General features: G+C 71.2%; 29 protein-coding genes. 19 read left to right on the top strand and 10 right to left on the bottom strand.

Translation table 11 applies throughout. The annotated features are described in order from the left end of the window. Position 1 precedes the first annotated feature (1 nt). The 4 genes from AB0C66_RS26320 (at position 2) to AB0C66_RS26335 (ending at position 3,219) form a co-directional block, all read left to right on the top strand. Positions 2-739 carry a glutamine amidotransferase gene (locus AB0C66_RS26320; protein ID WP_362443425.1) on the top strand — a complete coding sequence of 246 codons (738 nt, stop codon included), beginning with the start codon at positions 2-4 and terminating at the stop codon, positions 737-739. A 167-nt stretch (positions 740-906) separates the two neighbouring features. Next, on the top strand, positions 907-1,932 hold the full coding sequence (locus AB0C66_RS26325; RefSeq protein ID WP_362443428.1) for a 6-phosphofructokinase: 1,026 nt from the start codon (positions 907-909) through the stop codon (positions 1,930-1,932). 71 nt (positions 1,933-2,003) lie between these two features. Beyond that, complete coding sequence (locus tag AB0C66_RS26330; RefSeq protein ID WP_362443431.1) at positions 2,004-2,954, top strand: cytochrome c oxidase assembly protein; 951 nt, start codon at positions 2,004-2,006, stop codon at positions 2,952-2,954. A gap of 109 nt (positions 2,955-3,063) precedes the next feature. Further along, entirely contained in the window at positions 3,064-3,219 is a 156-nt protein-coding gene (locus AB0C66_RS26335) for a hypothetical protein (RefSeq protein WP_362443434.1), read from the top strand. A 21-nt stretch (positions 3,220-3,240) separates the two neighbouring features. Here AB0C66_RS26335 and AB0C66_RS26340 read toward each other — a convergent pair whose 3' ends face one another. Genes AB0C66_RS26340 through AB0C66_RS26360 form a run of 5 tightly spaced genes read right to left on the bottom strand, consistent with a single transcriptional unit; the run spans position 3,241 to position 7,677 of the window. Then, positions 3,241-4,737 (bottom strand): cytochrome P450, encoded by a 1,497-nt coding sequence (locus AB0C66_RS26340; RefSeq protein WP_362443437.1) that lies wholly within the window; start codon positions 4,735-4,737, stop codon positions 3,241-3,243. Then, the gene (locus AB0C66_RS26345) at positions 4,734-5,411 is read right to left on the bottom strand and encodes an ATP/GTP-binding protein (RefSeq protein ID WP_362443440.1); all 678 of its coding nucleotides are present in this window, start codon (positions 5,409-5,411) and stop codon (positions 4,734-4,736) included. Before AB0C66_RS26345 ends, AB0C66_RS26340 begins: the two co-directional genes overlap by 4 nt. Next, a complete protein-coding gene (locus AB0C66_RS26350) occupies positions 5,392-5,766 on the bottom strand; it encodes a DUF742 domain-containing protein (protein WP_362443443.1) in 375 nt (124 codons plus the stop codon). Before AB0C66_RS26350 ends, AB0C66_RS26345 begins: the two co-directional genes overlap by 20 nt. Continuing rightward, positions 5,763-6,179 (bottom strand): roadblock/LC7 domain-containing protein, encoded by a 417-nt coding sequence (locus AB0C66_RS26355; protein ID WP_362443446.1) that lies wholly within the window; start codon positions 6,177-6,179, stop codon positions 5,763-5,765. Before AB0C66_RS26355 ends, AB0C66_RS26350 begins: the two co-directional genes overlap by 4 nt. Further along, positions 6,172-7,677: an ATP-binding protein gene (locus AB0C66_RS26360; protein WP_362443449.1), complete on the bottom strand. Its 1,506-nt coding sequence runs from the start codon at positions 7,675-7,677 to the stop codon at positions 6,172-6,174. Before AB0C66_RS26360 ends, AB0C66_RS26355 begins: the two co-directional genes overlap by 8 nt. 302 nt (positions 7,678-7,979) lie before the next feature. Between AB0C66_RS26360 and AB0C66_RS26365 the strand changes: the two genes are divergently transcribed. After that, complete coding sequence (locus AB0C66_RS26365; protein WP_362443855.1) at positions 7,980-8,681, top strand: lysophospholipid acyltransferase family protein; 702 nt, start codon at positions 7,980-7,982, stop codon at positions 8,679-8,681. A 78-nt stretch (positions 8,682-8,759) separates the two neighbouring features. Here AB0C66_RS26365 and AB0C66_RS26370 read toward each other — a convergent pair whose 3' ends face one another. Then, positions 8,760-10,367 (bottom strand): alpha/beta hydrolase, encoded by a 1,608-nt coding sequence (locus tag AB0C66_RS26370; RefSeq protein ID WP_362443858.1) that lies wholly within the window; start codon positions 10,365-10,367, stop codon positions 8,760-8,762. 384 nt (positions 10,368-10,751) lie between these two features. On the opposite strand from AB0C66_RS26370, the gene AB0C66_RS26375 reads away from it, so the two are divergent. The 4 genes from AB0C66_RS26375 to AB0C66_RS26390 all read left to right on the top strand — a co-directional run bounded on the left by AB0C66_RS26375 (position 10,752) and on the right by AB0C66_RS26390 (position 14,424). After that, positions 10,752-11,711 (top strand): M28 family metallopeptidase, encoded by a 960-nt coding sequence (locus AB0C66_RS26375; protein WP_362443452.1) that lies wholly within the window; start codon positions 10,752-10,754, stop codon positions 11,709-11,711. A gap of 432 nt (positions 11,712-12,143) precedes the next feature. Continuing rightward, complete coding sequence (locus AB0C66_RS26380; protein WP_362443455.1) at positions 12,144-12,617, top strand: C40 family peptidase; 474 nt, start codon at positions 12,144-12,146, stop codon at positions 12,615-12,617. Positions 12,618-12,707: 90 nt separating this feature from the next. After that, positions 12,708-13,103, top strand: coding sequence for a VOC family protein (locus tag AB0C66_RS26385; protein WP_362443458.1), 396 nt, complete (start codon positions 12,708-12,710; stop codon positions 13,101-13,103). Positions 13,104-13,218: 115 nt separating this feature from the next. Then, a complete protein-coding gene (locus tag AB0C66_RS26390; protein WP_362443461.1) occupies positions 13,219-14,424 on the top strand; it encodes a hypothetical protein in 1,206 nt (401 codons plus the stop codon). A 10-nt stretch (positions 14,425-14,434) separates the two neighbouring features. Here the strand turns inward: AB0C66_RS26390 and AB0C66_RS26395 are convergent, their stop codons facing one another. Continuing rightward, positions 14,435-14,863, bottom strand: coding sequence for an ATP-binding protein (locus tag AB0C66_RS26395; protein ID WP_362443464.1), 429 nt, complete (start codon positions 14,861-14,863; stop codon positions 14,435-14,437). A 263-nt stretch (positions 14,864-15,126) separates the two neighbouring features. Between AB0C66_RS26395 and AB0C66_RS26400 the strand changes: the two genes are divergently transcribed. Together AB0C66_RS26400 and AB0C66_RS26405 are read left to right on the top strand one after the other, a co-directional pair. Next, a complete protein-coding gene (locus tag AB0C66_RS26400) occupies positions 15,127-15,996 on the top strand; it encodes a helix-turn-helix transcriptional regulator (protein ID WP_362443467.1) in 870 nt (289 codons plus the stop codon). A gap of 9 nt (positions 15,997-16,005) precedes the next feature. Further along, positions 16,006-16,245, top strand: a complete 240-nt coding sequence (locus AB0C66_RS26405) for a DUF397 domain-containing protein (RefSeq protein ID WP_362443470.1) — start codon at positions 16,006-16,008, stop codon at positions 16,243-16,245. A 4-nt stretch (positions 16,246-16,249) separates the two neighbouring features. Here AB0C66_RS26405 and AB0C66_RS26410 read toward each other — a convergent pair whose 3' ends face one another. Then, positions 16,250-17,428 carry an 8-amino-7-oxononanoate synthase gene (locus tag AB0C66_RS26410; protein ID WP_362443473.1) on the bottom strand — a complete coding sequence of 393 codons (1,179 nt, stop codon included), beginning with the start codon at positions 17,426-17,428 and terminating at the stop codon, positions 16,250-16,252. 160 nt (positions 17,429-17,588) lie between these two features. On the opposite strand from AB0C66_RS26410, the gene bioB reads away from it, so the two are divergent. From bioB to AB0C66_RS26430, 4 genes are all read left to right on the top strand, one after another. After that, positions 17,589-18,845: a biotin synthase BioB gene (gene bioB, locus AB0C66_RS26415; RefSeq protein WP_362443476.1), complete on the top strand. Its 1,257-nt coding sequence runs from the start codon at positions 17,589-17,591 to the stop codon at positions 18,843-18,845. Next, entirely contained in the window at positions 18,838-20,160 is a 1,323-nt protein-coding gene (locus AB0C66_RS26420) for an adenosylmethionine--8-amino-7-oxononanoate transaminase (protein ID WP_362443479.1), read from the top strand. Before bioB ends, AB0C66_RS26420 begins: the two co-directional genes overlap by 8 nt. An 81-nt stretch (positions 20,161-20,241) precedes the next feature. Then, complete coding sequence (bioD, locus tag AB0C66_RS26425; RefSeq protein WP_362443482.1) at positions 20,242-20,946, top strand: dethiobiotin synthase; 705 nt, start codon at positions 20,242-20,244, stop codon at positions 20,944-20,946. Positions 20,947-21,026: 80 nt separating this feature from the next. Next, positions 21,027-21,716 carry a class I SAM-dependent methyltransferase gene (locus AB0C66_RS26430; protein WP_362443485.1) on the top strand — a complete coding sequence of 230 codons (690 nt, stop codon included), beginning with the start codon at positions 21,027-21,029 and terminating at the stop codon, positions 21,714-21,716. Between the two features lie 3 nt (positions 21,717-21,719). Here the strand turns inward: AB0C66_RS26430 and AB0C66_RS26435 are convergent, their stop codons facing one another. Both AB0C66_RS26435 and AB0C66_RS26440 read right to left on the bottom strand, forming a co-directional pair. Then, the gene (locus AB0C66_RS26435) at positions 21,720-22,091 is read right to left on the bottom strand and encodes a fic family toxin-antitoxin system, toxin component (RefSeq protein WP_362443488.1); all 372 of its coding nucleotides are present in this window, start codon (positions 22,089-22,091) and stop codon (positions 21,720-21,722) included. Continuing rightward, positions 22,088-22,315: a toxin-antitoxin system HicB family antitoxin gene (locus tag AB0C66_RS26440; protein WP_362443491.1), complete on the bottom strand. Its 228-nt coding sequence runs from the start codon at positions 22,313-22,315 to the stop codon at positions 22,088-22,090. The genes AB0C66_RS26435 and AB0C66_RS26440 overlap by 4 nt, the downstream gene beginning before the upstream one ends. A gap of 101 nt (positions 22,316-22,416) precedes the next feature. Here AB0C66_RS26440 and AB0C66_RS26445 point away from each other — a divergent pair, with 101 nt between their 5' ends. From AB0C66_RS26445 to AB0C66_RS26460, 4 genes are all read left to right on the top strand, one after another. Then, complete coding sequence (locus AB0C66_RS26445) at positions 22,417-23,202, top strand: ABC transporter ATP-binding protein (RefSeq protein WP_362443494.1); 786 nt, start codon at positions 22,417-22,419, stop codon at positions 23,200-23,202. Between the two features lie 58 nt (positions 23,203-23,260). Continuing rightward, positions 23,261-23,686 carry a GNAT family N-acetyltransferase gene (locus AB0C66_RS26450; RefSeq protein ID WP_362443496.1) on the top strand — a complete coding sequence of 142 codons (426 nt, stop codon included), beginning with the start codon at positions 23,261-23,263 and terminating at the stop codon, positions 23,684-23,686. A 200-nt stretch (positions 23,687-23,886) separates the two neighbouring features. Next, entirely contained in the window at positions 23,887-25,332 is a 1,446-nt protein-coding gene (locus AB0C66_RS26455; RefSeq protein WP_362443499.1) for a hemolysin family protein, read from the top strand. After that, positions 25,329-26,333 carry a hemolysin family protein gene (locus AB0C66_RS26460; RefSeq protein ID WP_362443502.1) on the top strand — a complete coding sequence of 335 codons (1,005 nt, stop codon included), beginning with the start codon at positions 25,329-25,331 and terminating at the stop codon, positions 26,331-26,333. The genes AB0C66_RS26455 and AB0C66_RS26460 overlap by 4 nt, the downstream gene beginning before the upstream one ends. Positions 26,334-26,341: the final 8 nt, after the last annotated feature.

Genomic DNA, 26,341 nt, shown 5'->3' on the forward strand with positions numbered 1-26,341 from the left:
CATGCGTAGCACGAGCCAGAACGGCCTGCGCCTGGTGTGGGTCTACCCCGACCTGCTGAGCACGTACGGGGACCAGGGCAATGCGCTGGTGGTGGAGCGCCGGGCGCGCCAGCGCGGGCTGGATGTGTCCCGGCTGGACGTCCGCTCCGACCAGCAGATCCCCACCTCCGGGGACATCTACCTGATCGGCGGCGGTGAGGACCGCCCGCAGCGGCTCGCCGCCGAGCGGCTGATCCGGGACGGCGGGCTGAACCGCGCGGTCTCCAACGGGGCGATCGTCTTCTCGGTCTGCGCGGGCTACCAGATCCTCGGCCATGAGTTCATCAACGACCTCGGCCAGCGCCAGCCCGGTCTGGGGCTGCTGGATGTGATCAGCACCCGTGGCGAGGGCGCGCGCTGTGTCGGCGATGTGCTGGCCGATATCGACGAGCGGCTGGGGCTGCCGCCGCTGACCGGTTTCGAGAACCACCAGGGCGTCACCCACCTCGGCCCGACCGCGCGCCCCTTCGCCCGGGTCCGCTACGGCAACGGCAACGGCACGGGCGACGGCTTCGAGGGCGCGTACCACGAGACCGTCTTCGGCACCTATATGCACGGCCCGGTGATGGCCCGCAACCCGCATATCGCGGATCTGCTGCTGAAGCTGGCGCTGGACGTCAACGCGCTGCCGCCGGTCGACGACCAGTGGTACGAGGCGCTGCGCAACGAGCGGATCGCGGCGGCCAGCCAGCCCGCCTGAGCGGCCTGCGGCCCAGGTGAGCCGCCCCGGTACGGCTCCCGCCCGAATGCTGGACACATGGCGGACGGCCGCGACCCCGCCACCCCGCCGCTTGTAGGGTGGCGGGGTCTCCCGCCGGACAGCGCGGTCCGGTCCTCGGCCCCCTCGCAAACAGAGGAATCCGTGCCATGCGCATTGGTGTGCTCACGTCCGGCGGCGACTGCCCCGGTCTGAACGCCGTCATCAGGTCCGTCGTCCACCGCGCCGTCGTCGACCACGGCGATGAAGTGATCGGCTTCCACGACGGCTGGAAGGGGCTGCTGGAGGGCGACTACCGCAAGCTGGACCTGGACGCCGTCGGCGGCATCCTGGCCCGTGGCGGCACCATCCTCGGCTCCACCCGGGTGCAGCCCGCCCATCTGCGCGACGGTGTGGAGCGGGCCAAGGGCCATGTCGCCGATCTGGGCCTGGACGCGGTCATCCCGATCGGCGGGGAGGGCACCCTCAAGGCGGCGCGGATGCTCTCGGACTCCGGGCTGCCGATCGTCGGGGTGCCGAAGACCATCGACAACGACATCGCCTCGACCGATGTGACCTTCGGCTTCGACACCGCGGTCGGGGTCGCCACCGAGGCCCTGGACCGGCTGAAGACCACCGCCGAATCGCATCAGCGGGTGCTGATCGTCGAGGTCATGGGCCGCCACACCGGCTGGATCGCCCTGCACTCGGGGATGGCCGCGGGCGCCCACGCCATCGTGGTGCCGGAGCGTCCGTTCCATATCGACGAGCTGACCCGGACCGTCGGGCAGCGGTTCGAGGCGGGCAAGAAGTTCGCCATCGTGGTAGCCGCGGAGGGCGCCAAGCCGGTCGAGGGCACGATGGAGTACGAGTCGGGCGGCAAGGACGTCTACGGCCATGAGCGGTTCGCCGGTATCGCCCGTCAGCTCTCCGTCGAGCTGGAGGAGCGGCTCGGCAAGGAGGCGCGCCCGGTGATCCTGGGCCATGTACAGCGCGGCGGTACGCCGACGGCGTACGACCGGGTGCTGGCCACCCGCTTCGGCTGGCACGCGGTCGAGGCGGCGCACCGCGGCGACTTCGGCCGTATGACGGCGCTGCGCGGCACCGAGATCACGCTGGTGCCGCTGGCGGAGGCGGTGGAGCGGCTCAAGACCGTCCCGGACGAGCGCTACGCCGAGGCCGAGTGCGTGCTCTGAACTGACCGGTTCTACGCTGGTCCGGGCACATCGGTGCACAGCGGGAGAACAGGGAAGGCCGGGGAGCATCAATGGATCACGGCGGACACGGCATGAACATGGATCTGCCGCCGTTCACCTTGTCGCGTGGGCTGGAGTTCGGCGGCGATCCGTTCTTCCTGGTCGGCTGTGTGGTGGCGCTCGGCCTGTACGGCTGGGGAGCGGCGCGGCTGTGGCGGCGCGGTGACTCCTGGCCGGTGGGGCGGCTGGTCTCGTTCACCCTCGGGGTGCTGACCATCGTGCTCGCGATGTGCACCGGGCTGAACGACTACGGCATGGTCATGTTCAGTGTCCATATGGTGCAGCACATGATCATCAGCATGGTCTCCCCGATCCTGCTGCTGCTGGGCGCGCCGGTGACACTGGCCCTGCGCGCCCTGCCCGCGGCCGGACGTGGCCGCAAGGGGCCGCGGGAGCTGCTGGTGGCGCTGTTGCACAGCCGCTATATGCGGATCATCACCCACCCGGCGTTCACGATCCCGCTGTTCATCGCGAGCCTGTACGCGCTCTACTTCACCCCGCTCTTCGACTTCCTCATGGAGAGCAGGACCGGCCATCTGGCGATGATGGTCCACTTCCTCGCGGTGGGCCTGGTGTTCTTCTGGCCGATCATGGGCGTGGACCCGGGCCCGCACCGGCCGGGTTATGTGATGCGGATGCTGGAGCTGTTCGCGGGCATGCCGTTCCACGCGTTCTTCGGGATCGCCCTGATGATGGCGAGCGAGCCCATGATCGGCACCTATCAGCACCCGCCCGCCTCGCTGGGCATCGACGCGCTGTCGGACCAGAACGCGGCGGGCGGTATCGCCTGGGCGTTCAGCGAGATCCCCTCGGTGATCGTGCTGGTGGCGCTCGTCTACCAGTGGTACAAGTCCGAGCAGCGCCAGGCCCGGCGGGCGGACCGCGCCGCGGACCGGGACGGCGACCAGGAGCTCGCGGCGTACAACGCCTATCTCGCCTCGCTCCAGGGCCGCAGCCGCTAGCGGGATGCTGGCGGCCGGGCCCCGGCCGCGAGACGATATGGACCGGCAGGCCCGTGGTCGGCCGTGGTCCTGACGATGGGTCGTCAGAACCGCCGTGAGGAGGTCGGGGATGCCCGGATCCGCGAAGGCGATGACGGTGTGCACGGTGGGGGGCCTGGTGATGGTGACGGCCTACACCGTGGCCCTGGGCAGCAATGGCTGGCTCTGGTTCGGCTGGGTGGTGCTGGGCCTGCTGACCGTGGGGGTGGTGCTGGCGCGGACCTGAGCGGACGGGGTCCGCCGGGCGTCAGCCCCGGCCGCCGTCAGAGTCCGAGGACCGGACCGGATCCGCAGGGTGGCCCAGCAGGCGCCGCCACAGCGCGCGCCACCATGGCACGGACGGCGGGCTCTCCGGTTCGGTCACCGGCGGCCGCGGGGCCGCGGGCGGTTCCTCCTCGCGCAGCCAGCGCGCCCGGATCTCGGGCGAGAGCGTGGTGCCCGAGGTGTCCTCCATGAGGTCGGGCCGGGCGGCGCGCGGGGTGAACTCGGCGGGCAGCGCCTCCAGCCGCCGGGAGATCCAGGTGGCGTGCCAGCTCAGCTCGGACTCCGGCACGGCCAGCCGGAGATCGGGCAGCCGCAGCAGCAGGGTGTCGATGGCGGTGTCGGTGATGGCACGGCCGATGTCCTGTCCGGGGCACTCATGGGGCCCGCCGCTGAAGGACAGATGGGAGCGGTTGCCGTACATCGGGGCGCCGATATCGGGGCGGATGGCCGGGTCGACGTTTCCGGCGGCCAGCCCCAGCAGCAGCATGTCGCCCGCCTTGATCCGCTGACCGCCCAGTTCGGTGTCCCCGGTGGCCCAGCGGCCGGGGATGACCGTCAGGGGCGGTTCGTTCCACAGCACATGTTCGATGGCGTCCGGCAGGGTCATATGGCCACCGGCGAGCGAGGCGCGGAAGCGCGGGTCGGTGAGGACCATGCGCAGGGTGTTGGCCATCAGGTTGGTGGTGGTCTCGTTCCCGGTGAGCAGCACCAGCCGCAGATGCTGGACCACCTCCTCCTCGGTGAGGTCCGAGGGATGGGCCAGCAGCCAGGACGCCAGATCGTCGGCGGGCGCCGACCGACTGCGGTCCACCAGGCTCTGGATGGCCTCGGTGACGTACGCGTCGCTGCGCAGCGCGGTGTCGGTGCCCTGCATCAGGTCCCGGGTGGCGGCGACCAGCCGAGGACCGTACTCGTCGGGCATACCGAGCAGATGGGTGAGGACCAGCATGGGCAGTTGCTGGGCCAGGCCCGCCACCAGATCGGCCTCGCCGTCCGCGCAGAAGTCGTTGACCAACTGGTGGGTGAGGCGGGTGATGTGGCGGCGGATCCCGCGCCGGTCGAGACGGCCCATGGACTCGGTGAGCGCCGCGCGCAGCCGTTCGTGCTCATCGCCGTCGGCGAAGGTGCACATGGGCTGCCAGCCGACCACGGGCAGCAGCGGGGAGTCGGGCGGCAGCGTCCCCTCCTTCCAGACGTACCAGTGCCGGGAGTCACGGGAGAAGCGGGAGGGGGTGCGGGTCACCTCCAGGTTCTCCCGGTAGCCGAGCAGCAGCCAGGCCGGTACGTCGCCGTCGAGCCGGACCGGGGCCACCGCCCCGTGCTCGGCGCGCAGCCGCTCGTACAGCGCCATGGGGTCCTTGGCGTTCTCCGGCCCGAAGAGATCCGTCGTGGCGCCCTCGGACATCAGGGCGTGGGCAGGACATTCGACGGGTGGCGCGGCCGGGTGCCCGGTGCCGCGGTGGTCGGAGGGAGGGGTCACGGTGTCTCCGGGGTCATGGTGGTCAGCTCTTGCAGATAGCGCACGAGGGTGATGAGGGTGTCGCGGCTGGAGCCCCGGTCGCGGGCATCGCAGTCGATCATCGGCACGGCGTCGGGCAGGTCCAGGGCGGCGCGCAGCTCCGCCGTGGGGTACACGGGCGCCCCGGGGAAGGCGTTGACCGCCACCACGAAGGGCACACCGCGCTCCTCGAGCCGTCCGACCACGTCGAAGCTGACCTCGAGCCTGCGGGTGTCGAGCAGTACCACGGCGCCGAGCGCGCCCTCGAAGAGGCCGTTCCACAGGAACCAGAATCGCTCCTGGCCCGGGGTGCCGAAGAGGTAGAGCACCAGCCGTTCGTTGAGGCTGATCCGGCCGAAGTCCATCGCCACGGTGGTCTCGTTCTTGCGCTCCACCCCCGCGAGGTCGTCGACGCCGACCCCGGCCTGCGTCATGGTCTCCTCGGTGGTCAGCGGGCGGATCTCGCTCACCGAGCCGACCATGGTGGTCTTGCCGACGCCGAACCCTCCGACGATCACCACCTTGACGGCCGCCGCGGCGGAGGCAGGGAGGGCGTCCTCGGTGCGCGGTCCGACGATCCCGCCGCTCCCGGCGTCGGCGCGGTTCCCGGCGTGGAAGACGTTCGAGCCGTTGGCGTCAGAGATTCTGTAGTCCATGCATCACCGCCTGGAGCAGTTCGGGATCGGGCAGCACGGCGGCGGGGACCGGCGCCCGCGCCTCCACCCGGCGGTCCTTGAGCAGTCCCGCGAGGATCACGGAGACGGTGGAGACGGGCAGCACCAGATACGCGGAGATCTCGGCCACCGAGAGCGGGAACTGACACATCCTCAGCACAGCGGCGATCTCGGGCTGCATCCCCGGCTGCGGTTCGACCCGCGCCACGATGAGGCTGACCAGTTCGACGGAGCTCCGGTCGGGCCGGTCCGCACGGCCACGGCTGACGGTGTACAGCCGCTCGGGGCCACCCTCGTCCCAGACCTTGCCCGATCCGCCTCTGTCCAGCCCGCTCATGTCAGTCCGTCGGCACGGGGCGGACTGCTCAGATGTTCTCCGAGCCGGGCCACCAGACCTCTCATGCACTGGCCCATCAGCCCCGCGTCCACGCTCTCCTCGGCGAGCACCGCCAGATACGAGCTGACTCCGGCCGCCATCAGATAGAAGAACCCGCCGTCGACCTCGATGACCACCAGGCGCATCCGCCCGTCGCCTTCGGGGAATTCGGCGGCGATCGCCGTCGAGAGGCTCTGTAATCCGGCGCAGGCGGCGGCCAGCCGGTCGGCGGTGTCCTCGTCGGTGCCGACCTGTGCCATGCACAGTCCGTCCGAGGAGAGCAGGACCACGTGGCGGGTCTGGGGAACGCTGGACGCCAGGTCCCTGAGCATCCAGTCCATGTTGAACCGCGCTTGCCTCACTTGGCTATTCATCCTTGTTCGAGTAGTTCGAGGGGGCTGACGTGGTGTCCGTGGCGGCGGCGTCCGAGTCCGAGGGATCGCCGGAGATGCCCTTGTGGAACGCGGCCAGCCACATCCCGGGCTGCACCGGCGGCGTGGCCGGTGCGGCGGGCCGCTCGGCGGCAGGGGGCCGGGACTCGACCCGGATGGGCGGGGTCACCACCGGCATCCGGCGACGGCGCTGCGGCAGTCCGGCGTTGTTCTGCCGGAACCCGGGGTGGTCCGGGGCGGGTTTGGCGGCCCGCGCGGGCATCGGGGTCGGCGTCGCGCGCCTGACCGGCTTGGGCGGCGGCAGTTTGGCGGCGCGGGCGATGGCTCCGCCGGGCGCGGGGGTGGGGCAGGTGATGTCCTGCGGTACCACCAGCACGGCGCGCACCCCGCCGTACGCCGAGGGCCGCAGGGAGATCTGGAACCGGTACTTCAGCGCGAGCCGTCCCACCACGGCGAGCCCCAGCCGGGGCGTCTCGCCCAGATCGTTGAGGTCGAGGCCGGTGGACGCCTGGGCCAGCACCAGTTCGGTGCGGCGGCGCGCTTCCGCGGACAGTCCGACGCCGGCGTCCTCGATCTCGATCGCGATCCCGGACTGGACCTCGATCGCGGTGAGGTGCACCCGGGTCTTGGGCGGTGAGTAGCGGGTGGCGTTGTCGAGCAGTTCGGCCAAGGCGTGGATCAGCGGCTCCACCGAGGGTCCGACGATGGCGACGTCGGCCACCGAGTGCAGATCCACCCGCTGGTACTCGAGGATGCGCGACATGGCGCCGCGGAGGACGTTGAACAGCGGCACCTCCTTCTGCCACTGGCGCCCCGGGCGGGAGCCGCCCAGTACCGCGATGCTGTCCGCCAGCCTGCCCACCAGGGCGTTGCCGTGGTCGATATGGAGCAGGTCCTCGAAGACCTCGGGGTCCGCGCCGTGCTTGTCCTCCAACTCCCGGAGGTCCTGGGCCTGCTGGTGGACGATGGCCTGCACCCGGCGGGCGATGTTGACGAACGCGCGCTGCGCGGCGTCCCGCAGATCCTCCTCGGCCCGCACGGTCTCCAGCACCGCGCGCAGCAGGGCCCGCTGCGCGGATTCGAAGTCGGGGTCGAGGGCGGGCGCGTGGTCGATGTCCCTCATGACCTCGTCGACCATGCTGCCGCGCTGCAACCGGGCCACCGCGGCGGGGAGCAGATCGCGGGCCAGCCGCCGGATCTCCTGCTCCTGGTCCACCAACCGGCGGCGGAGGGTGGCCTCCTGGGCGGCGAACCGTTCACGCAGAGTGGCGATCAACCGGCCCCGGCGCTTCGACTCGGCCGACGCCACGGCCACCACCAGCGTCGCCACCACCCCGCACCAGGCGACCGCCGTCCGTGCCCCGGCCGGGACCGCGGTCACGGCGAGGGCCACGCAGACCGCCGTGGCGGCGGGAGGAAGGACCCATACGAGCGCGGAGGCGGGCCGTCGGCCTCCGGGTGAGGCGCCAGCGAAAACCATTGGCTTCCTTAATAAGAGCGGAAGAAAATGCGTGCGAGGAGCTCGCTATGGGCCCTGGAGCATAGCCGTTTCACCGGACACCAAGACGAATATGCTTTTTTCTCGGAATTGCACTGGCGAGCGAATTCATTCAGTGCAGAGAACCGATCAGATTCGTTCAATTCCCCCTGTACTCCGAAAGCCCACACCCGTAAAAGCCGGTTCATTCCCGGTGATTGCGGACATTGTGCGGTGACTCCCAGCGGGGGTAGCCGGGTTGTAGAGTCTGTCGGTTGACCACAAGGGCGTGGAGGGCGGTCGTCGTGTTCTACCAGGTGCTCAAATACGTACTGCTGGGGCCGTTGCTGAGACTTCTCTTCCGGCCCCGGGTCGAGGGGCTCGAGCACATCCCGGCCGAAGGGGCCGCCATCGTCGCCGGAAATCATCTGTCGTTCTCTGATCATTTCCTGATGCCCGCGATCGTGCCGCGCCGCATCACCTTCCTGGCCAAGGCGGAGTACTTCACCGGCCGGGGTCTGAAGGGGCGGCTGACCGCGGCGTTCTTCCGCGGCGCCGGACAGATCCCGGTGGACCGCGCGGGCGGCAAGGCGGCCGAGGCGGCGCTGCGTTCGGGGCTGGCGGTGCTGCGCAAGGGGCGGCTGCTGGGCATCTACCCCGAGGGCACCCGCTCGCATGACGGGCGGCTCTACAAGGGGCGGACCGGGGTGGCGGCGATGGCGCTCACGGCCGGAGTCCCGGTGATCCCCTGCGCCATGGTGGGCACCTTCGAGATCCAGCCGCCCGGGCGGCGGCTGCCCCGGATCCGCCGGGTGACCATCCGGTTCGGTGCTCCGCTGGACTTCTCGCGCTACGCCGGGCTGGAGGAGGAGCGCACCGTACTGCGGGCCGTCACGGACGAGATCATGTACGAGATCCTGCGGCTGTCCGGACAGGAGTACGTCGACCGCTACGCCTCGGAGGTCAAGGCCGAGCAGTCCCGGCGACTCCCCCGGTCACTGCGCTGACGGCGGATCGCACCGCCGGAACGGGACCGGGCCCGGTTCCGTACGCGCCGACACGTACGGAACCGGGCCCGGTGGCCGTCACTTGACGGCGGTGGCCTTCGCGACCTTCGCCGCCTTGGCCGCCTTGGCGGCCGAGTCGGACTTCGCGGGCACCGGAGTGGCGTGCGGACCGCACGTCACGTCCTTGGCGTCCACCGTGCCCTTGAGCAGGTAGGCGTCCACCCGCTCGTTGATGCAGGCGTTGACCAGGCCGGTCACACCGTGCGAACCGGCGTCCTTCTCGGTGATCAGACGGGAACCCTTGAGTCGCTTGTGCATTTCCACGGCGCCGTCGTACGGGGTCGCGGCGTCGCGGGTGCTCTGCACGATGAGGGTCTTGGGCAGGCCCTTGGCGGCGCCGACCTCCAGCGGGGTGTGCTGCTTGGCACCCCAGGTGGCGCAGGGCAGGTTCATCCAGGCGTTGGACCAGGTCAGGAACGGGTTGTCCCGGTGCAGCCGGGTGTTGTCCCGGTCCCACTTGGCCCAGCTGGTCGGCCACTTGGTGTCGGCGCACTCGACGGCGGTGTAGACAGCGTTGCTGTTCTCCGACGCGATGTTGCCCGCGGTGTCGGACATGTCCGGGCTCGCGGCCTCGATCAGCGGCTTGTTGTCACCGGCGAGGTAGGCGCTCCACACCTCGGCGACCTGGGTCCACGAGGAGTCGTAGTACGGAGCGCCCTGGAAGAAGCCGAGCAGCTCGGCCGGGCCCACGACCCCGCCGATCGGACTCTTCTTGGCGGTCGCGCGCAGCGTGTCCCACGCCTTCTGGACCTTGGCGGAGGTGTTGCCGATGTGGTAGGCGGCGTCGTTCTTGGCGACCCACGCCTTCCAGTCGTTCCAGCGCATCTCGAAGGCGACGTCCTGGTCCAGGTTGGCCTGGTACCAGATCTTCTCCCGCGAGGGGTTGACCACGCTGTCGACGATCAGACGGCGCACATGGTTCGGGAACAGCGTCGCGTAGACACCGCCGATGTACGTTCCGTAGGACACGCCGAGGTAGTTGAGCTTCTTGTCACCGAGAGCGGCCCGGATGACGTCGATGTCACGCGCGGTGTTCGGCGTCGTCATATGGGGCAGCATCCGGCCGCTGCGCTCCTTGCAGCCCTGCGCGTACTCCTTGGCCAGCTTGCGCTGGACGCGCTTGTCCGCCTCGCTGTCGGGCACCGGGTCCAGCTTGGGCGCCTTGACGAACTCCTGCGGGTCCACACAGGAGATGGGGGCGGAGTGGCCGACGCCGCGGGGGTCGAAACCGACGAAGTCGTATGCCTTCGCGGTCTTCTCCCACAGCGGGTTCTTGTTGGTGACCCGGGTCGGGAAGCGCATGCCCGAACCGCCCGGACCACCCGGGTTGTAGACCAGTGAACCCTGGCGCTCGGAGGCGGACCCGGTGTTGCCGATCCGGTCCACCGCGATCTTGATCTTGCGGCCCTGGGGCTTGGCGTAGTCCAGCGGCACGGTGACATAGCCGCACTGGATGGGCTTGGCCAGACCCCAGTCGGCCGGGCAGTCCTTCCAGTCGATGCCCTTCTTCGCGGCCTTGGCCGCGGCGATGGCGACACCGCGGGCCTCGGCGGCGCCACCAGGCTTCCGCTCCGAGGCTCCCGCGCTCGGGACGGCCAGCGCCGCAGTTATCAGCGCACCGGTCATCACACCACCGGCGACGCCGAAGAGTGCTGTGCGTCTCACGTAATTATCCCCCTGCATGGTTGCGCCGCTTGTGGCGGCGATGATCACAGAGTGTCAGGAGGATTCTTGTGTCTGGCTTACCGCCGAGTACAGGGCAAACCACCGTTTCTTTATCAACACGTGAACATCAGGCCGGTGGCACCGCGTCTTCCGCCGCATGCCGTCCGTTCGGCGTCAACACCCGGGTGGCCAGGCATTGTCGCAGGTGGGGCCGGGTCTCTCCGCTCGGCGGAGCACACCGTCCGGTATGTGCCCTTGACGCAGGCACCGTTGACCGTCGATTCTCATGTGCGCACAAATGATCCATGCTCCGCAACAACCCCCCACATCACACGGAGCCCAACTGTGAAGCGAATATTGCCTGTCCGCCGTGGCGTTCTCGCGGCCGGAGTCAGTGCTGCCCTGGCCGCCGCCCTGCTGTCCGGCGCGTCGATGGCCCAGGCCACCATCTCGGACCACGCCACCGCGGCGGCGCCCGACATCGACGTCGAGGCCGTCAAGGGCGACCTCAAGGAACTTCAGTCCATCGCCGACAGCAACGGCGGCAACCGCGCCCACGGCCAGCCCGGCTACAAGGCGTCGGTGGACCTCATCAAGAAGAAGCTGGACGAGGCCGGGTTCAAGACCTCCCTCCAGGAGTTCGACTCCGAGGGGAAGAAGGGCTACAACCTGATCGCCGACTGGCCGGGCGGCAGCGAGGACAAGGTCGTCATGGCCGGCTCGCACCTGGACTCGGTCGGCGAGGGCCCGGGCATCAACGACAACGGATCGGGCTCGGCCGCGATCCTGGAGGTCGCGCTCGCCGTCGCCAAGGCCGACCTCAAGCCCAGCAAGCACCTGCGGTTCGCCTGGTGGGGCGCCGAGGAGCTCGGCATGGTCGGTTCCACCCACTACGTGGACAAGCTGGCCTCCGACGACAAGTCGAAGATCGACTCGTATCTGAACTTCGACATGCTCGGCTCCCCCAACCCGGGCTACTTCGTCTACGACGACGACACCGAGCTGGAGAAGGTCTTCACCGACTGGTTCGCGGCCAAGGACATCAAGACCGACCCGGAGACCGAGGGCGACGGCCGCTCGGACCACGCGCCGTTCAAGGACGCGGGCGTGCGGGTCGGCGGTCTGTTCACCGGCGCCGAGGCCACAAAGAGCGAAGAGCAGGCGGAGAAGTGGGGCGGCAAGGCGGGCGAGCCGTTCGACCCGTGCTACCACTCCGCGTGTGACAAGTCGTCGAACATCGACGACAAGGCCCTGGACATGAACACCGACGCGATCGCCAACGCGATCTGGACGCTCAGCTCCTAGGCCCTGGCGGGGCCGGCCGAGGGCCGGCCCCGTGGCTGACCTTCTCGTGGCCCGGTCGCCGATTCCCGGCGGCCGGGCCGCGGTGGCTCACGGGCCGGTGGCCCGGGTCACCGAGCGCCACGGCGGACCGGGCGGATCACCCCGCACCCGGTCGCCGGAGCTGAGGCGGTCGCTCGATCGGCGTAGCCGGAATCCGCACCGGATATCGCCCTCCGCTTGCGCCCCATACCGCCGCAGCTCAGGGCGGCAGAGATCATCCCTGGTCAGAGCCGCGGCGTCAGGGAGGGTCGGTCACCCGAACGGACTACGCGTGAGCACCGTCACATCGAGCCGTGCCCACGCGGAACCGGCGGCCGGGATGCGTGACGATCACTGGGACGACAGACCCGCCGCGGCTTCCGGGGCGGGGTCGGCTCATGAAGGGGGTGCGCGATGACTGCGCACATTCGGATCCCCAGGATGGTCTCCCGAGCGAGTGCCGTCTCCGCTCTCACCGTCGCCGCCGTCGGCTCCACCGTCGCGGTGCCGGGGTCGCCATCGGAGGCGGAGGCGGCGACGGTCGCGGTCAAGGCGCTGCGGATCGCCGCGTCGAAGAAGGGCGCGCCCTATGTGTACGGCGCGGCGGGGCCGCACCGCTTCGACTGCTCGGGTCTGACGCAGTACGCGTACAAGCGGGCCGGAAAGCGGCTGCCGCGTACCGCGGCGGCGCAGTACAACGGGACGCGCCGGATAGGGACCTCCGCACGCACCCGCGGTGACCTGGTGTTCTTCCATGGCGGCGGCGGCGTCTACCACGTCGGTCTGTACGCGGGCAGCGGCCGGATCTGGCATGCGCCCAAAACCGGCACCGTGGTGCGGCTGGAGCGGATCTGGACCCGGCAGGTCTCGTACGGCAAGGTCCGCTGATCCGGGGCGAGTTGCCGGTGGCGGCGCCGCCGGTGGCCGGGGGTAGGTTGACGGGGCTGGGGCACCACCCCTCGACCTTCGGAGACCCCTATGTCCTACCTCAACCCGGTCCGGCACCTCACCTTCGACGCCCATGATCCGTACCGGCTGGCGCAGTTCTGGTCGCGGCTGACCGGGTACCCGCTGGAGGACTCGGACCCGGGCGATGACGAGGTGCTGATCGCGCCGGACCAGCCCGGGGTCCCCGGTCTGCTGTTCCTGCGGGTGCCGGACGCCAAGACCGTCAAGAACCGGGTCCACCTCGACATCCAGCCGCCTTCGGGCACGCGGGACGCCGAGGTGGACCGGCTTCTCGGGCTCGGCGCGAAGGTCGTCGACGACCGGCGCACGGACGACGGGATGGGCTGGGTGGTGATGTCCGATCCGGAGGGCAATGAATTCTGTGTGGAGCGGAGCGCCGTCGAGCGCGGCCTGGTGGGCTCCTAGGCGTTCTCCCCGGGCGTCCGGACCGGGGTTTCCGCCACCTGGAGCGGGTTCGGGCGAGGCGCTAGCGTGAACCGGTGCCGGCCGGGTGCGGACCGGCACCGGGAGGGGGCGCGTGGTGACCGAGCAGTTCCAGCCGGACCGGACCTACGACCAGGTGTATCTCGTCTTCGTCGACACCTCCGGGTATTCGTCGATCGTCCGCTCCAACCCCAGGGACCGGGCCGCCCACGCCTTCGATCTGCTGCGGGAGCGGATGCGGGGACGGATCGCCCAGCTCTCCGCGCAATACCGCTGCGCGCGCAGCGATGTGTGGAGCTGGCGCGGTGACGGCGGGTTCTTCGCGGTCCATGACGAGAGCGAGAGTGTGGCCCGCGATGTGGCGCTGGAGGCGGCGCGCACCTTTCTCACCCTCGATCTTCGCCATCTGCGGGATGAGTTCGCCCAGGCCGGGGTGGACGGTGAGCTGCATGTACGGCTGGCGGTGCACAAGGGGGCGATCCGGCAGAGCGCCGAGGGCCGGACGGGCGCGATCCACTCCCCCGACATCAATCTCGCCGCGCATCTGGAGAAGGTGACCCCGCCGGACTGTCTGGCGGTCTCGGAGGATGTCTACCGCACCGCCGGTCCGTTCGCGGAGCTGTTCGCGCCCGTGGGGAGCCATGAGGGCAAGGACGTCTATCTGATGGCGGGCGACGGCGGGCCGGACGCGGCGGCCAGGGCGTGGCTCGCGGGCCGGGGGCTGGCCGGCGGCACACCGGTGCACGCGTACGCCGAGCGGCCGAGTTCGCAGGAGAAGGCACGGCTGCTGGACGCGGCGGCCGAGGAGGTCGTCGACATGGGGACGGCGCTGCGCACCTCCTCCGGCCGCCTGGTGACCACCGAGCGCCCGGCCCGCTACCGGGACGCGGTGCTGGGGCTCTTACGCCGCGGCGGCACCTACCGCTGCTATCTGCTGGACCCGTCCTCGGAGGCGGCGGACACGCTGGCGCGCCAGTACGAGGAGGACATGGCGCGGAAGATCAAGGATTCACTGGAGCGGTTCGGCACGTTCAAGGAGCGCTACGGCGCGGAGGCGGACGGGCTGCGGGTCTACCAGACGGACGGCTTCCCGGGGTTCTCGGCGCTGGGGATCGACATGGGCCGTCCGGACGGGCTGATCCTGTACTCCTCGTACCTGATGGGCGCGAGTCCGTACGGGGTGATCGAGCGCGGGGACATGCCGCACTATCTGATCGGCCCGGCCGCCGGGCGGGTGTTCACCCGTATCCGGGAGCTGGCCGAGGCGCGGTCCGGGACCGGGCGGGTCGAGCGGGTGCTGTAGCCGGGCGCCGTCAGTTGACCGCCGCGGTCCAGTCCAGCGCCACCAGAACGGTCTTGCCGCCGTCGGCGGTGGGTGTGATGACCACGTCGCCGCCCGATTCGGCGGCCAGGAAACGGATGATGACCAGGCCGCGGCCGTGGTCCTGCTGGGTGCCGGCCGGCAGCCGTCTCGGCAGACGCGGGTGACTGTCGGTGACGCCGATCTCCAGCCGCCGGGTGTGGTCGAGCCGGAGGTCGATGGTGAAGGTGGGTGACTGTCCCACGGTGTGCTGGACGGCGTTGGTGGCCAGTTCGGAGACGATGAGCCGGACGGTGTCGGCGGCCTCCGCGCCCGCGCCGAGCCCCCATTCGGCCAGCACGTCCGTCACATAGGCACGGGCCGCGGGGACCGAGGCGGGGGCGCTCGGCAGTGTGACGGATGCTTCCTGATGGTCTGCCATGGCGGCCTGTCCCTTTTCGCCGGGGGCGCGGTTGCGGACGCGTCGGGTGGTGCCGCGAAGCCAGGGCGGTCCTGGGCGGCTGCTGCGGGCTTACGCGTCAGAGTGCCATCGATGCCCTCCGTAACGGGGCCGATCCACCGGGTTATGCATATATCTGTCGCTCGAAGCGGTGAACTCTGCTACGGAAGACCGGATTTGGGCGGCAGACTGGGGAGCGAAGCGCGGTACAGGGCGCGAATGGGGCGCGGGCGGGAGGAGAAGTCATGCGGTACGGCCCGGCGGTGCGCCGCCGCAAGCTGGGCGCGGAGCTCCGCCGACAGCGCGATCTGGCCGGGCTCACCAGTGGTGAGGCGGCGCGGCGGCTGGGCTGGCACCAGTCGAAGGTGAGCCGGATCGAGACCGGCCGCAGCGGCGCCAAACCCGCGGATGTGACACGGCTGCTGGATCTGTACGAGGTCGCCGACCCGGAGCTGCGCGCACTGCTGGAGGCGCTGTGCGGCGGGGGCGCCTCGGATCCCGAGGGGTCCCGGCGCGGCTGGTGGCACGCCTATCGCGATCTTCTGCCGCCCGCCTACCGGGACTTCATCAGTCTGGAGGCCGAGGCGTCACACGCGTACACCCTGGAGACCACGGTGGTACCCGGGCTGCTCCAGACCCCGGACTACGCCCGGACGGTCACCCGGGCGGCGCTGTCGGACCTGCCGCAGCCACAGGTGGACGCGCTGGTGGAGGTGCGCATCGCCCGTCAGTCGGTGCTGTACGGCGGCGAACCGCTGCGGCTGCACGCGGTGCTGGACGAGGCGGTGCTGCGCCGGGCGGTCGGCGGGCCGGAGGTGATGGCGGCCCAGCTCCGGCATCTGGTCACGCTGGGGGAAATGCCACAGGTATGTGTGCAGGTGCTGCCATATTCCGCTGGAATGCCCATCGGCATTACCAGTCCTTTCATTATCTTCTCTTTTCCGCACATTACTGACCTCGACGTGGTAGTTCTCGACCACCTGACGAGTAGCCTCTATCTGGAGCGGAAAGAAGACCTCCGGGCGTACAGCGCGGCGTTCGATGTGCTGCGCAGCCACGCCCTGGCACCTGAGGACTCACTCACCTTCATCAGCAAAATCGGGGGCGGCGCCTGAGGGGGCTCCATGTCCGCACTGTCCGCCACATCCGTCGATCCGGACGGCTGGCTGCGCAGCAGCTACAGCGTCGGGATGAACAACTGCGTCGAGACGGCCCGGACCGGTTCCGGTCTGCTCGCCGTGCGCGACTCGAAGAACACGGCAGGCCCTGCGCTGCTGTTCACCCCGTCGAGCTGGGCCTCGTTCCTCGAGGGCCTGTCCGGCGGCGGTTTCGGCCCCGGCACCACCCGCGCCGCCGGGAGCTGATCCGTCAGGCGGTCGGCGCGGTCCCCACGATCACGCCGACCGCCTGCTCGATCTGCTCGTCCGTCAGATCCGCGCGTGCCGTCAGCCTCAGCCGGGAGATGCCGTCGGGGACGGACGGCGGACGGAAACAGCCCACCAGCAGCCCGGCCGCACGGCAGTCCGCGGCCCAGCGCACCGCCTGCTCGGGCGACGGGGCCCGCACCGACACCACCGACGCGTCCGGCCGCACCGCGGACAGCCCCGCCGCGGTCAACCGCCCGTGCAGCGCGGTCGCGACGATACGGGCACGGGCCGCCCGCTCCGGCTCCCCGGCCAGCAGCCGCAGACTCGCCAGCGCCGCGCCCACCGCCGCCGGATTCAGACCGGTGTCGAAGATGAAGGTGCGGGCGGCGTTGACCAGATGCTCGATCACCCGGGCCGGGCCGAGCACCGCCCCGCCCTGGCTGCCCAGCGACTTCGACAGGGTGACGGTGACCACCACCTGTGGCGCGCCCGCGAGTCCGGCCGCGTGCACCGCGCCGCGCCCGCCCTCGCCGAGCACCCCCAGCCCATGGGCGTCGTCCACCACCAGCGCCGCGCCGTGCGACCGGCAGGCCGCGGCGAGCGCGGGCAGCGGCGCGGCGTCACCGTCGACCGAGAAGACCGAGTCGGTGACCACCAGCGCCCGGCGGTCCCGCCCCCCGGCGGCCTCCTGGCCCTCGGCGTCCAGCACCTTGCGCACGGCTCCGGGGTCGGCGTGCGGCACCACCTCGACCTCGGCCCGGGAGAGCCGGCAGCCGTCGATGAGCGAGGCGTGGTTGCCCGCGTCGGAGACCACCAGCGCGTCACGGTCGCTGAGCGCGGAGACGGCGGCCAGATTCGCGGCATAGCCGGACGAGAAGACCAAAGCCGCCTCGAAGCCGCAGAACGCCGCGAGTTCCTCCTCCAGCGCCGTATGCAGTTCGGTGGTGCCGGTGACCAGCCGGGATCCGGTGGCCCCCGCGCCCCAGTGCCGCGCCGCCTCCGCCGCGGCGGCCGTGACCCGCGGATGCCTGGCCAGCCCCAGATAGTCGTTGCTCGCCAGGTCCAGCAGCGCGGAGTCGGCGGGGCGGGGGCTCAGCCGGCGGACCAGTCCGGCCCGGGCGCGCCGCTCACGCTGGGCGTCGATCCACTCGAAGGGGTCGTCCTGCCGGTCCTCGGCCATACGCTGTCCTCGCCTTCCACGGGGCACCAACTGTGGGGTCCGGATAGAACGTAGTCCTCTCCATGCGTGGTCAGGGTGTGGCGATACCCACACCCCCAACGCGCGGTCTTGTACGGTTCCTCCTTTGCCGGGAGCGGTGGCGTAGGTAAGGATCGGCGCCATGGACCTGCTGAACACGCTGGTGGACAAGGGGCTGCGGCGCGAATCGCCGACCCGCGAAGAGGCGCTCGCCGTGCTGGCGACCTCCGATGACGATGTGCTCGATGTGGTGGCCGCCGCGGGCAAGGTGCGCCGCCACTGGTTCGGACGGCGGGTGAAGCTGAACTATCTGGTCAACCTCAAGTCGGGGCTGTGCCCCGAGGACTGCTCGTACTGTTCGCAGCGGCTCGGCTCGACCTCGGAGATCCTCAAGTACACCTGGCTGAAGCCGGACCAGGCGGCGGCCGCCGCCACCGCGGGAGTCGCGGGCGGCGCCAAGCGGGTGTGCCTGGTCGCCAGCGGACGCGGGCCGACCGACCGGGATGTGGACCGGGTCTCGAAGACCATCGCGGCCATCAAGGAGCAGCACCAGGAGGTGGAGATCTGCGCCTGTCTCGGGCTGCTCTCCGACGGCCAGGCGGAGCGGCTGCGGGATGCCGGTGCCCACGCCTACAACCACAACCTGAACACCTCCGAGGCCACCTACGGCGAGATCACCACCACCCACACCTACGCCGACCGCGTCTCGACCGTGCAGCAGGCCCAGGCGGCGGGCATGTCCGCCTGCTCCGGGCTGATCGCGGGGATGGGCGAGTCGGACGAGGACCTGGTCGACGTGGTCTTCTCGCTGCGTGAGCTGGACCCGGACTCGGTGCCGGTCAACTTCCTGATCCCGATCGAGGGCACCCCGCTGGCCGGGGACTGGAACCTCACCCCGCAGCGCTGTCTGCGGATCCTGGCCATGGTGCGGTTCGTCTGCCCGGACGTGGAGGTGCGGCTCGCGGGCGGACGGGAGATCCATCTGCGCACCCTCCAGCCGCTGGCCCTGAACCTCGCCAACTCGATCTTCCTCGGCGACTATCTGACCACCGAGGGCCAGGCGGGCAAGGAAGACCTCGCGATGATCGCCGACGCGGGCTTCGAGGTGGAGGGCGCCGACACCACCACGCTGCCCGAGCACCGCGCCGACGCGCTCGCGGCGGCCGCCGGGGGCTGCGGCTCGCACGCGGGGACGGCCGGGGGCTGCGGTTCGCACGGCGCGGAGGGCGGCGGCTGCGGTCCCTGCGGCGACACCGCGTCCGCGCCGGAGCCCGAGTCCGAGCCCGCGGCGGCAGCGGCGACCGCGTCGGCATCGGCATCGGCGCGTGAGGACTCCCACGCCGATCTGGTCGCGGTGCGCCGCCGGGGCGTCGGGACGGATCTGCCGCCCAATGCCTGAGCCACTGTCCGCCGGAGAGCTGCGGGAGCTGGACCGGCAGCATGTCTGGCACCCCTACGGCCCGATGCCCGGCCGCGAGGACCCGCTCGTGGTGGAGTCCGCCTCCGGGGTCCGGCTGCGGCTGGCCGAACCGGTCGAGGGCACCCGGGAGCTGGTGGACGGGATGTCGTCGTGGTGGTCCGCCATCCACGGCTACAACCACCCGGTGCTCAACGAGGCCGCGCGCGGCCAGCTCGGACGGATGAGCCATGTGATGTTCGGCGGGCTCACCCATGAGCCCGCCGTCCGGCTGGCCACCCGGCTGGTCGAGATCACTCCCGAACCGCTGCGCCATGTCTTCCTCGCCGACTCCGGTTCGGTGTCGGTCGAGGTCGCGGTCAAGATGTGTCTCCAGTACTGGCGGTCGCTCGGCCGTCCGGAGAAGCACCGGATGCTGACCTGGCGCGGCGGCTACCACGGCGACACCTGGCAGCCGATGGCGGTGTGCGACCCGCAGGGCGGGATGCACCAGCTCTGGTCGGGGGTGCTGCCCGAGCAGGTCTTCGCGGACGCCCCGCCGGCCGGTTTCGACGCCGACCCGGACCCGGACTACGAGGCCCATCTGCGCGACCTGGTCGCCCGGCACGCCCATGAGCTGGCCGGGGTGATCGTGGAGCCGGTGGTCCAGGGCGCGGGCGGGATGCGCTTCCACTCCCCCGCGCTGCTGCGGCTGCTGCGCGAGGTGTGCGACGAGCATGACGTGCTGCTGGTGTTCGACGAGATCGCCACCGGCTTCGGCCGGTCGGGCGCGCTCTTCGCGGCCGACCACGCGGGGGTGAGCCCCGATGTGATGTGTCTGGGCAAGGCGCTGACCGGCGGCTATCTCACCCTGGCCGCCACGCTGTGCACCGCGCGGGTGGCCGACGGCATCTCGCGCGGCGAGGTGCCGGTACTGGCCCACGGCCCGACCTTCATGGGCAATCCGCTGGCCGCGGCCGTCGCCAACGCCTCGATCGACCTGCTGCTCGGCCACGACTGGCGGCAGGAGGTCAAGCGGATCGAGACGGGGCTGCGCGACGGGCTCACGGAGGCGCTCGAACTGCCGGGCGTCCGGGGCGTACGGGTGCTCGGCGCGATCGGTGTGGTCCAGCTCGACCGTCCGCTCGACGCGGCGGGCATGGCCGCGGCGTCCCGGGCCGCGGTCCGTGAGGGCGTCTGGCTGCGCCCGTTCCGCGATCTGCTGTACACCATGCCGCCGTACATCACCGGTGACGACGATCTGGCCCGGATCTGCGCGGCGCTGCGGGCGGCCGCGGTCGCGGCCGCGGCGGGCTGACGAACGGACGGCCGCGCGACCGCCGCCCGGCGGACCTCCTCCGGGCGGCGCGCGTAACCCAGCGAAAGGCACGGAAGACAGATGTCAGTACTGGTCGTGTCGGGCACCGGCACCGAGATCGGCAAGACCGTCACCACGGCGGCCGTCGCCGCCACCGCCCTGGCCCGCGGCCGGTCGGTGGCGGTGCTCAAGCCCGCGCAGACCGGGGTCGGCGCGGAGGAGCGGGGCGACGCCGCCGAGGTGGCCCGGCTCGCCGGACAGGTCACCACCCTCGAACTCGCCCGCTACCCCGAGCCGTTGGCCCCGGACACCGCGGCCCGTCGCTCCGGGCTCGCGACGGTCCGCCCGCAGGAGGTGGCCGAGGCGGCCGAGAAGCTGGCCGCCGAGCACGATCTGGTGCTCGTCGAGGGCGCGGGCGGGCTGCTCGTTCGGTTCGACGAGGAGGGCTCGACGCTCGCCGACGCGGCCCGGCTGCTGGCCGCGCCCGTCCTGGTCGTCGCGCATCCGCGGCTCGGCACGCTCAATGTGGCCACGCTGACCACGGAGGCGCTGGCAGCCCGGGGGCTGCGCTGTCCGGGGATCGTCATCGGCAGCTGGCCCGCCGAGGCCGATCTCGCCTCCCGCTGCAATGTGACCGACCTGCCCGCGTCGGCGGGCGTACCGCTGCTGGGGGTCCTCCCGGAGCGGGCCGCGGCGCTCGATCCCGCCGACTTCCGCGCCGCGGCGCCCGGCTGGCTGGCTCCGGAGCTCGCCGGCACCTGGAACCCGGCGCAGTTCCCGGCGTAGTCTCCCCCCCGTCCTGGGCAGAATCCCGGTACCGGTCCTCGGCCGTTCCACTGGAAATCTGCTGAAAAAGGGGGATCACCATGCCCGTCCGCCGACGCACAGCACCCGACGCCGTGCACCATCCGCTCTTCGCCCGCTACTGGGACCGGGCCAGCACCGTGGCCGACGAACGGGCCGGGGTGGCCGAGCTGCGGAGCGAACTGCTGTCCGGGCTGTCCGGCCGGGTCATCGAGATCGGGGCGGGCAACGGCCGGAATTTCTCGCACTATCCGGAGACCGTCTCCGAGGTGGTCGCCATCGAACCGGAGCACCATCTGCGGCGGCTGGCCGCGCGGGCGGGGCTGCGGGCGGCGGTCCCGGTGGATGTGGTGCCGGGGGTGGCGGAGGCGCTGCCGGTCAAGAGCGAGGCGTTCGACGCGGCGGTGGCGTGTCTGGTGCTGTGTTCGGTGCGCGATATGCGGCGGGCCCTGGCCGAGCTGATGCGGGTGCTCAAGCCCGGCGGTGAGCTGCGCTTCCTGGAGCACGGCCGGTCGGACGGCCGGGTGATGGCCACCACCCAGCGGGTGCTGGACCGTACGGTGTGGCCACTGGTCTTCGGCGGCTGTCACACCGCGCGGGAGGTGCGGGCGGAGCTGGCCGCGGCGGGTTTCGAACCGGTCGGGCACCGGCGGCTGCGGGTCCCGGAGCGGGGTCTGCCGACACCGTCGTCGGCCTGTGTGCTGGGCACGGTCCGCCGCCCGGCGCTGCCGCTCACCGCCCCGGGCGAGTAGCGGCTACACGCTCCAGCCGCGCAGTTCGTCGGCGATGGCGTGGACATCAGCGCTGCCCTCCTTGACCAGCCGGGCCAGGTCCCGCACCCGCTCCGGTGAGGTGGTGACGCTGAGCCCGCTCGCCACGAGATAGGCGTAGGCGACGGCGGAGGCGAACAGCGCGTTCCCCCGCTCCAGCGCCGGGACCAGGAGCAGCAGTTGCAGCAGGGCGGCGGCCCGCTCCTGCGGATCGCCGTAGACGGGGGTGCCGAATATCTCCGCCTCGTGGCGGCTCACGGCGGCCACCAGCGCACCGTAGTCGGTGACGCGCGGATCCCCGGGGGTGTGATGCTCGGCGATCATCAGCAGCCAGGCGAGATCGATGCGCACGGTCAAGGGCGGGTCTCGCCCTCCTTGCCGAACTCCTCGTCGAATACGGCGCGGTACTGCTTCATGAAATCGGCGGCGGCCGCCACGAAGGTGTGGCCCGCCTCGCCCGCGTCCTCGCGGACCAGCTCCTCGATATAGCGGTTCATGCTGATCCCCCGCTGGAGGGCACGCTCCCGGGCCTTCTCCGCGGTGGTCTCGTCGACCCGCACATTCAGCTGCGTCTTCGCCACAGCATCACGCTAGCGCATATTTGCTAGCGTCTTCAAGGGCGCGCCGAGGCGCCCGGATCCCTACCATCGAGGGCCTGAACCGTTCCGACACGGGAGGCAGTGTGTCCACACCGGCGGCGACGAAGACGGACGGATTCGCGGAGGGCGGAGCGGGCGCGGCGGCCCGCGCACGCTCCCTCACCAAGGCGTACGGCATCGGCGAGACGGCCGTGATCGCCCTGGACGCGGTGGACGTGGAGATCGAACGGGGCAGATTCACCGCGGTGATGGGCCCGTCCGGCTCCGGCAAGTCCACGCTGATGCACTGTCTCGCGGGGCTCGACACGGTCTCCTCCGGCCAGGTGTGGCTGGGCGACACCGAGATCACGGGCCTCGACGACCGGCAGCTGACCCAGCTGCGCCGGGACCGGGTGGGCTTCGTGTTCCAGTCGTTCAATCTGCTGCCCACGCTGAACGCGGCCGAGAACATCACGCTCCCGATGGACATCGCGGGCCAGAAACCCGATCCCGCGTGGGTGGACCGGGTCATCGACACCCTCGGGCTGCGGGACCGGCTGAAGCACCGGCCCGCCCAGCTGTCCGGCGGCCAGCAGCAGCGGGTGGCCTGCGCCCGGGCGCTGGCCTCCCGCCCGGATCTGATCTTCGCCGACGAGCCGACCGGCAACCTGGACTCGCGGTCGGGTCTCGATGTGCTGGGCTTCCTGCGGGAGTCGGTCGACGCGCTCGGCCAGACGGTGGTGATGGTGACCCATGACCCGAGCGCCGCGGCCCACTCCGACGTGGTGATCTTCCTCAGCGACGGCCGGATCGTGGACCGGATGGAGCGGCCCACGGCCGAAGCGGTGCTGGAGCGGATGCAGATCTTCAGCCAGACCCCGGCAGGTTGATCACCGGCGGGCGAAAGCCCGTCGACGCGGCGGCCCGCCCGATGATGGGATGTCCGCTGTGAACGACCTTCGCATACGCGCCGCGGCCCCCGACGACCTCGATACCGTGCTCGCCTTCTGGAAGCGGGCGGCCGAGGGCACGAGCATCAGCGACGACCGGGACGGGGTGGCCCGACTGCTCGCCCGGGACCCGGAGTCGCTGCTGCTGGCCGAGCGGGACGGCGCTCTCGCCGGAACCGTGATCGCGGGGTTCGACGGCTGGCGCTGCCATCTGTACCGGCTGGCCGTCCATCCCGGAGAGCGGCGCCGGGGAGTGGCGACCGCGCTGCTCACGGCGGCCGAGGAGCGGTTCGTCGCGCTCGGCGGGCGCCGCGGGGACGCCATGGTGCTCAAGGAGAACGCGCTCGCCCAGCACGCGTGGAGCGCGGCGGGCTACGCCCCCGAGCCGCAGTGGAGCCGTTGGGTCAAGCCCCTCCGCTCCTGACGCCTCGCCCGCGCCGCCTCGGCACTTTGCCGATCCTTTACCATGGACGGCAGGACGCGGTGCCCCGGTGGACCGTGCTCTTCCGATCCTTCAGCCGAAAGGTGTGAGCGTCCGCCCATGGGCGAGCCTCCCCGCAGTCCCCACAGCCGACATCGCGCGTTCCTTCCCTCCCTGCCGGATCATGGGACGGAGGTGAACCGATGACCGAAGTCCTCCTCCTGGTCGTGGCGGTCCTGCTGGCGCTCGCCTGTGGCGCCTTCGTCGCGGCGGAGTTCTCGTTGACCACGGTCGAGCGCAGCGAGCTCGAGCGGGCGACGGAGCGCGGGGAGCGGGGCGCGGCGAGCGCCCTGAAGGCCGTGAAGAGCCTGACCTACCAGCTCTCCGGCGCCCAGCTCGGCATCACCGTCACCAACCTGATCGTCGGCATGCTCGCCGAACCGTCGGTGGCCGCCCTGCTCGCCGGACCGCTCACCGCGCTCGGCGTCCCGGACTCCGCCGTGTCCTCGGTCGCCCTGGTGACCGGCACCGCGCTGTCCACGGTGGTGCTGATGGTGGTCGGCGAGCTGGTCCCGAAGAACTGGGCGATCTCCCGGCCGCTGCCGGTCGCCAAGGCCGTCGCCACCCCGCAGCGGATCTTCAGCGCGCTCTTCCGTCCGCTGATCACCCATCTCAACAACACCGCCAACCGCACCGTGCGCCGGATGGGGCTGGAACCCGCCGAGGAGCTGGCCTCCGCGCGCGGACCGCAGGAGCTGGTGGCGCTCGCCCGGCACTCCGCGAAGGAGGGGGCGCTGGAGGAGGACACCGCCGAGCTGTTCGTACGCACCCTCAGTCTGGCGGGGCTCACCGCGCAGAATGTGATGACCCCGCGGGTGCAGGTCATCGCGCTGGACGAGCGGGCCACCGCCGAGGACGTGGCGAACGCGACCCGGGCCACCGGGCTGTCCCGCTTCCCCGTCTACCGGGGCAGCCTGGACACCGTCGCCGGTGTCGTCCACATCAAGGACGTCCTGGCGATCACCGCCGACGAGCGGATGCGCCACCCGGTCTCCGCGCTGGTGCGCGAGCCGCTGTTCGTTCCCGAGTCGCTCACCGTGGACCGGCTGCTGGACCGGCTGTCCGCCAAGCGCAGCATGGCCGTGGTCATCGACGAGTACGGCGGCACGGCCGGTGTGGTCACCCTCGAGGACATCGTCGAGGAGGTGGTCGGCGACGTCCGCGACGAGCACGATCCGCAGGAGACCCCCGATCTGGCCCCGGCGGGCGAGGACACGGAGGGGCGCGCGCTCTACGACGCGGACGGCTCGGTCCGCGTCGACCAGCTGGAGCAGGTCGGGATGCGGGTGGCCCCGGGCCCGTACGAGACGCTGGCCGGGCTGATCGCGACCGAGCTGGGCCGTATCCCGGCCGCCGGCGACACCGTCGAGCTGGCGGGCTGGCGGTCGGAGGTGGTGAACGCGGCGGGCCACCGGGCCGCCCGGGTCCGGCTGCGGGCACCGCTGCCCGGTGCGGAGGAGGACGACGGGACAGCCGAGAGCGGCGACGGCAGTACCTGCGGCCGGGGCCGCAAGGGCGCCGGTCATGCCAAGGGTGAGAAGAGCAAGGGGCGCGCGAAGGCCAGGGGTGAGAAGGGGGCGGACCGATGACCATGGTCCAGTTGCTGATCGGTCTGCTGACGCTGGTCGTCAACGCGTTCTTCGTGGGCGCCGAGTTCGCCCTGATCTCGGTCCGGCGCAGTCAGATCGAGCCCCACGCCGAGCAGGGCGACCGCCGGGCGCGCGCGGTGCTGTGGGGTCTGGAGCATGTCTCCGCGCTGCTGGCCGCGGCGCAGCTCGGCATCACACTGTGCACGCTGGTGCTGGGTGCCGTGGCGGAACCGGCCATGGCGCATCTGCTGGAGCCGGTCTTCCACGCGGTGGGGCTGCCCCTGGGGCTGGTCCACCCGGTGTCGTTCGTGATCGCGCTGAGCCTGGCGACCTATCTGCACATGCTGTTCGGCGAGATGGTCCCGAAGAACGTGGCGCTGGCCGAGCCGGTGCGCACCGCGCTGATGCTCGGGCCGCCGCTGGTCGGGCTGGCCCGGGCGCTGCGTCCGGTGATCTTCACGATCAACGCCTTCGCCAACGGGCTGCTGAAGCTGTTGCGGGTGGAGCCCAAGGGCGAGGTGACGGCCACCTTCTCGGATGACGAACTGGCCCGTATGGTCGCGGACTCCAGTGAGGCCGGGCTGCTGGACGACCGGGCGACCGAGCGGCTGCGGGAGGCCCTGGAGCTGGGCCGCCGCCGGGTGCGGGACGTGGTGCTGCCCATGGACCAGGTGGTCTCCGCCCGGCTCGGGGTGACCCCCGAGGAGCTGGAGGAGCTGTCGGCCAGTTCGGGCTTCTCCCGGTTCCCGGTGGTCGACGACTCCGGGCGGATCCTGGGCTACCTCCATGTGAAGGACGCGCTGGACGCCCGGCCGCGGGATGTCCCCTTCCGCCCCGAACAGCTGCGGCCCATCCCCCGGGTGCGGTCCCGGACGCCGCTGGACGATGTGCTCACCGCGATGCGTGACAGCGGTACCCACCTCGCGGCGGTGAGCGGCGCCGAGGGACGGCTGGAAGGGCTGGTGACCATGGAGGACGTACTGCGCGAGCTGGTCGCCTGAGCCGGTCC

This window comes from Streptomyces sp. NPDC048636 (genome assembly GCF_040650655.1).
Taxonomy (GTDB): Bacteria; Actinomycetota; Actinomycetes; order Streptomycetales; family Streptomycetaceae; genus Streptomyces.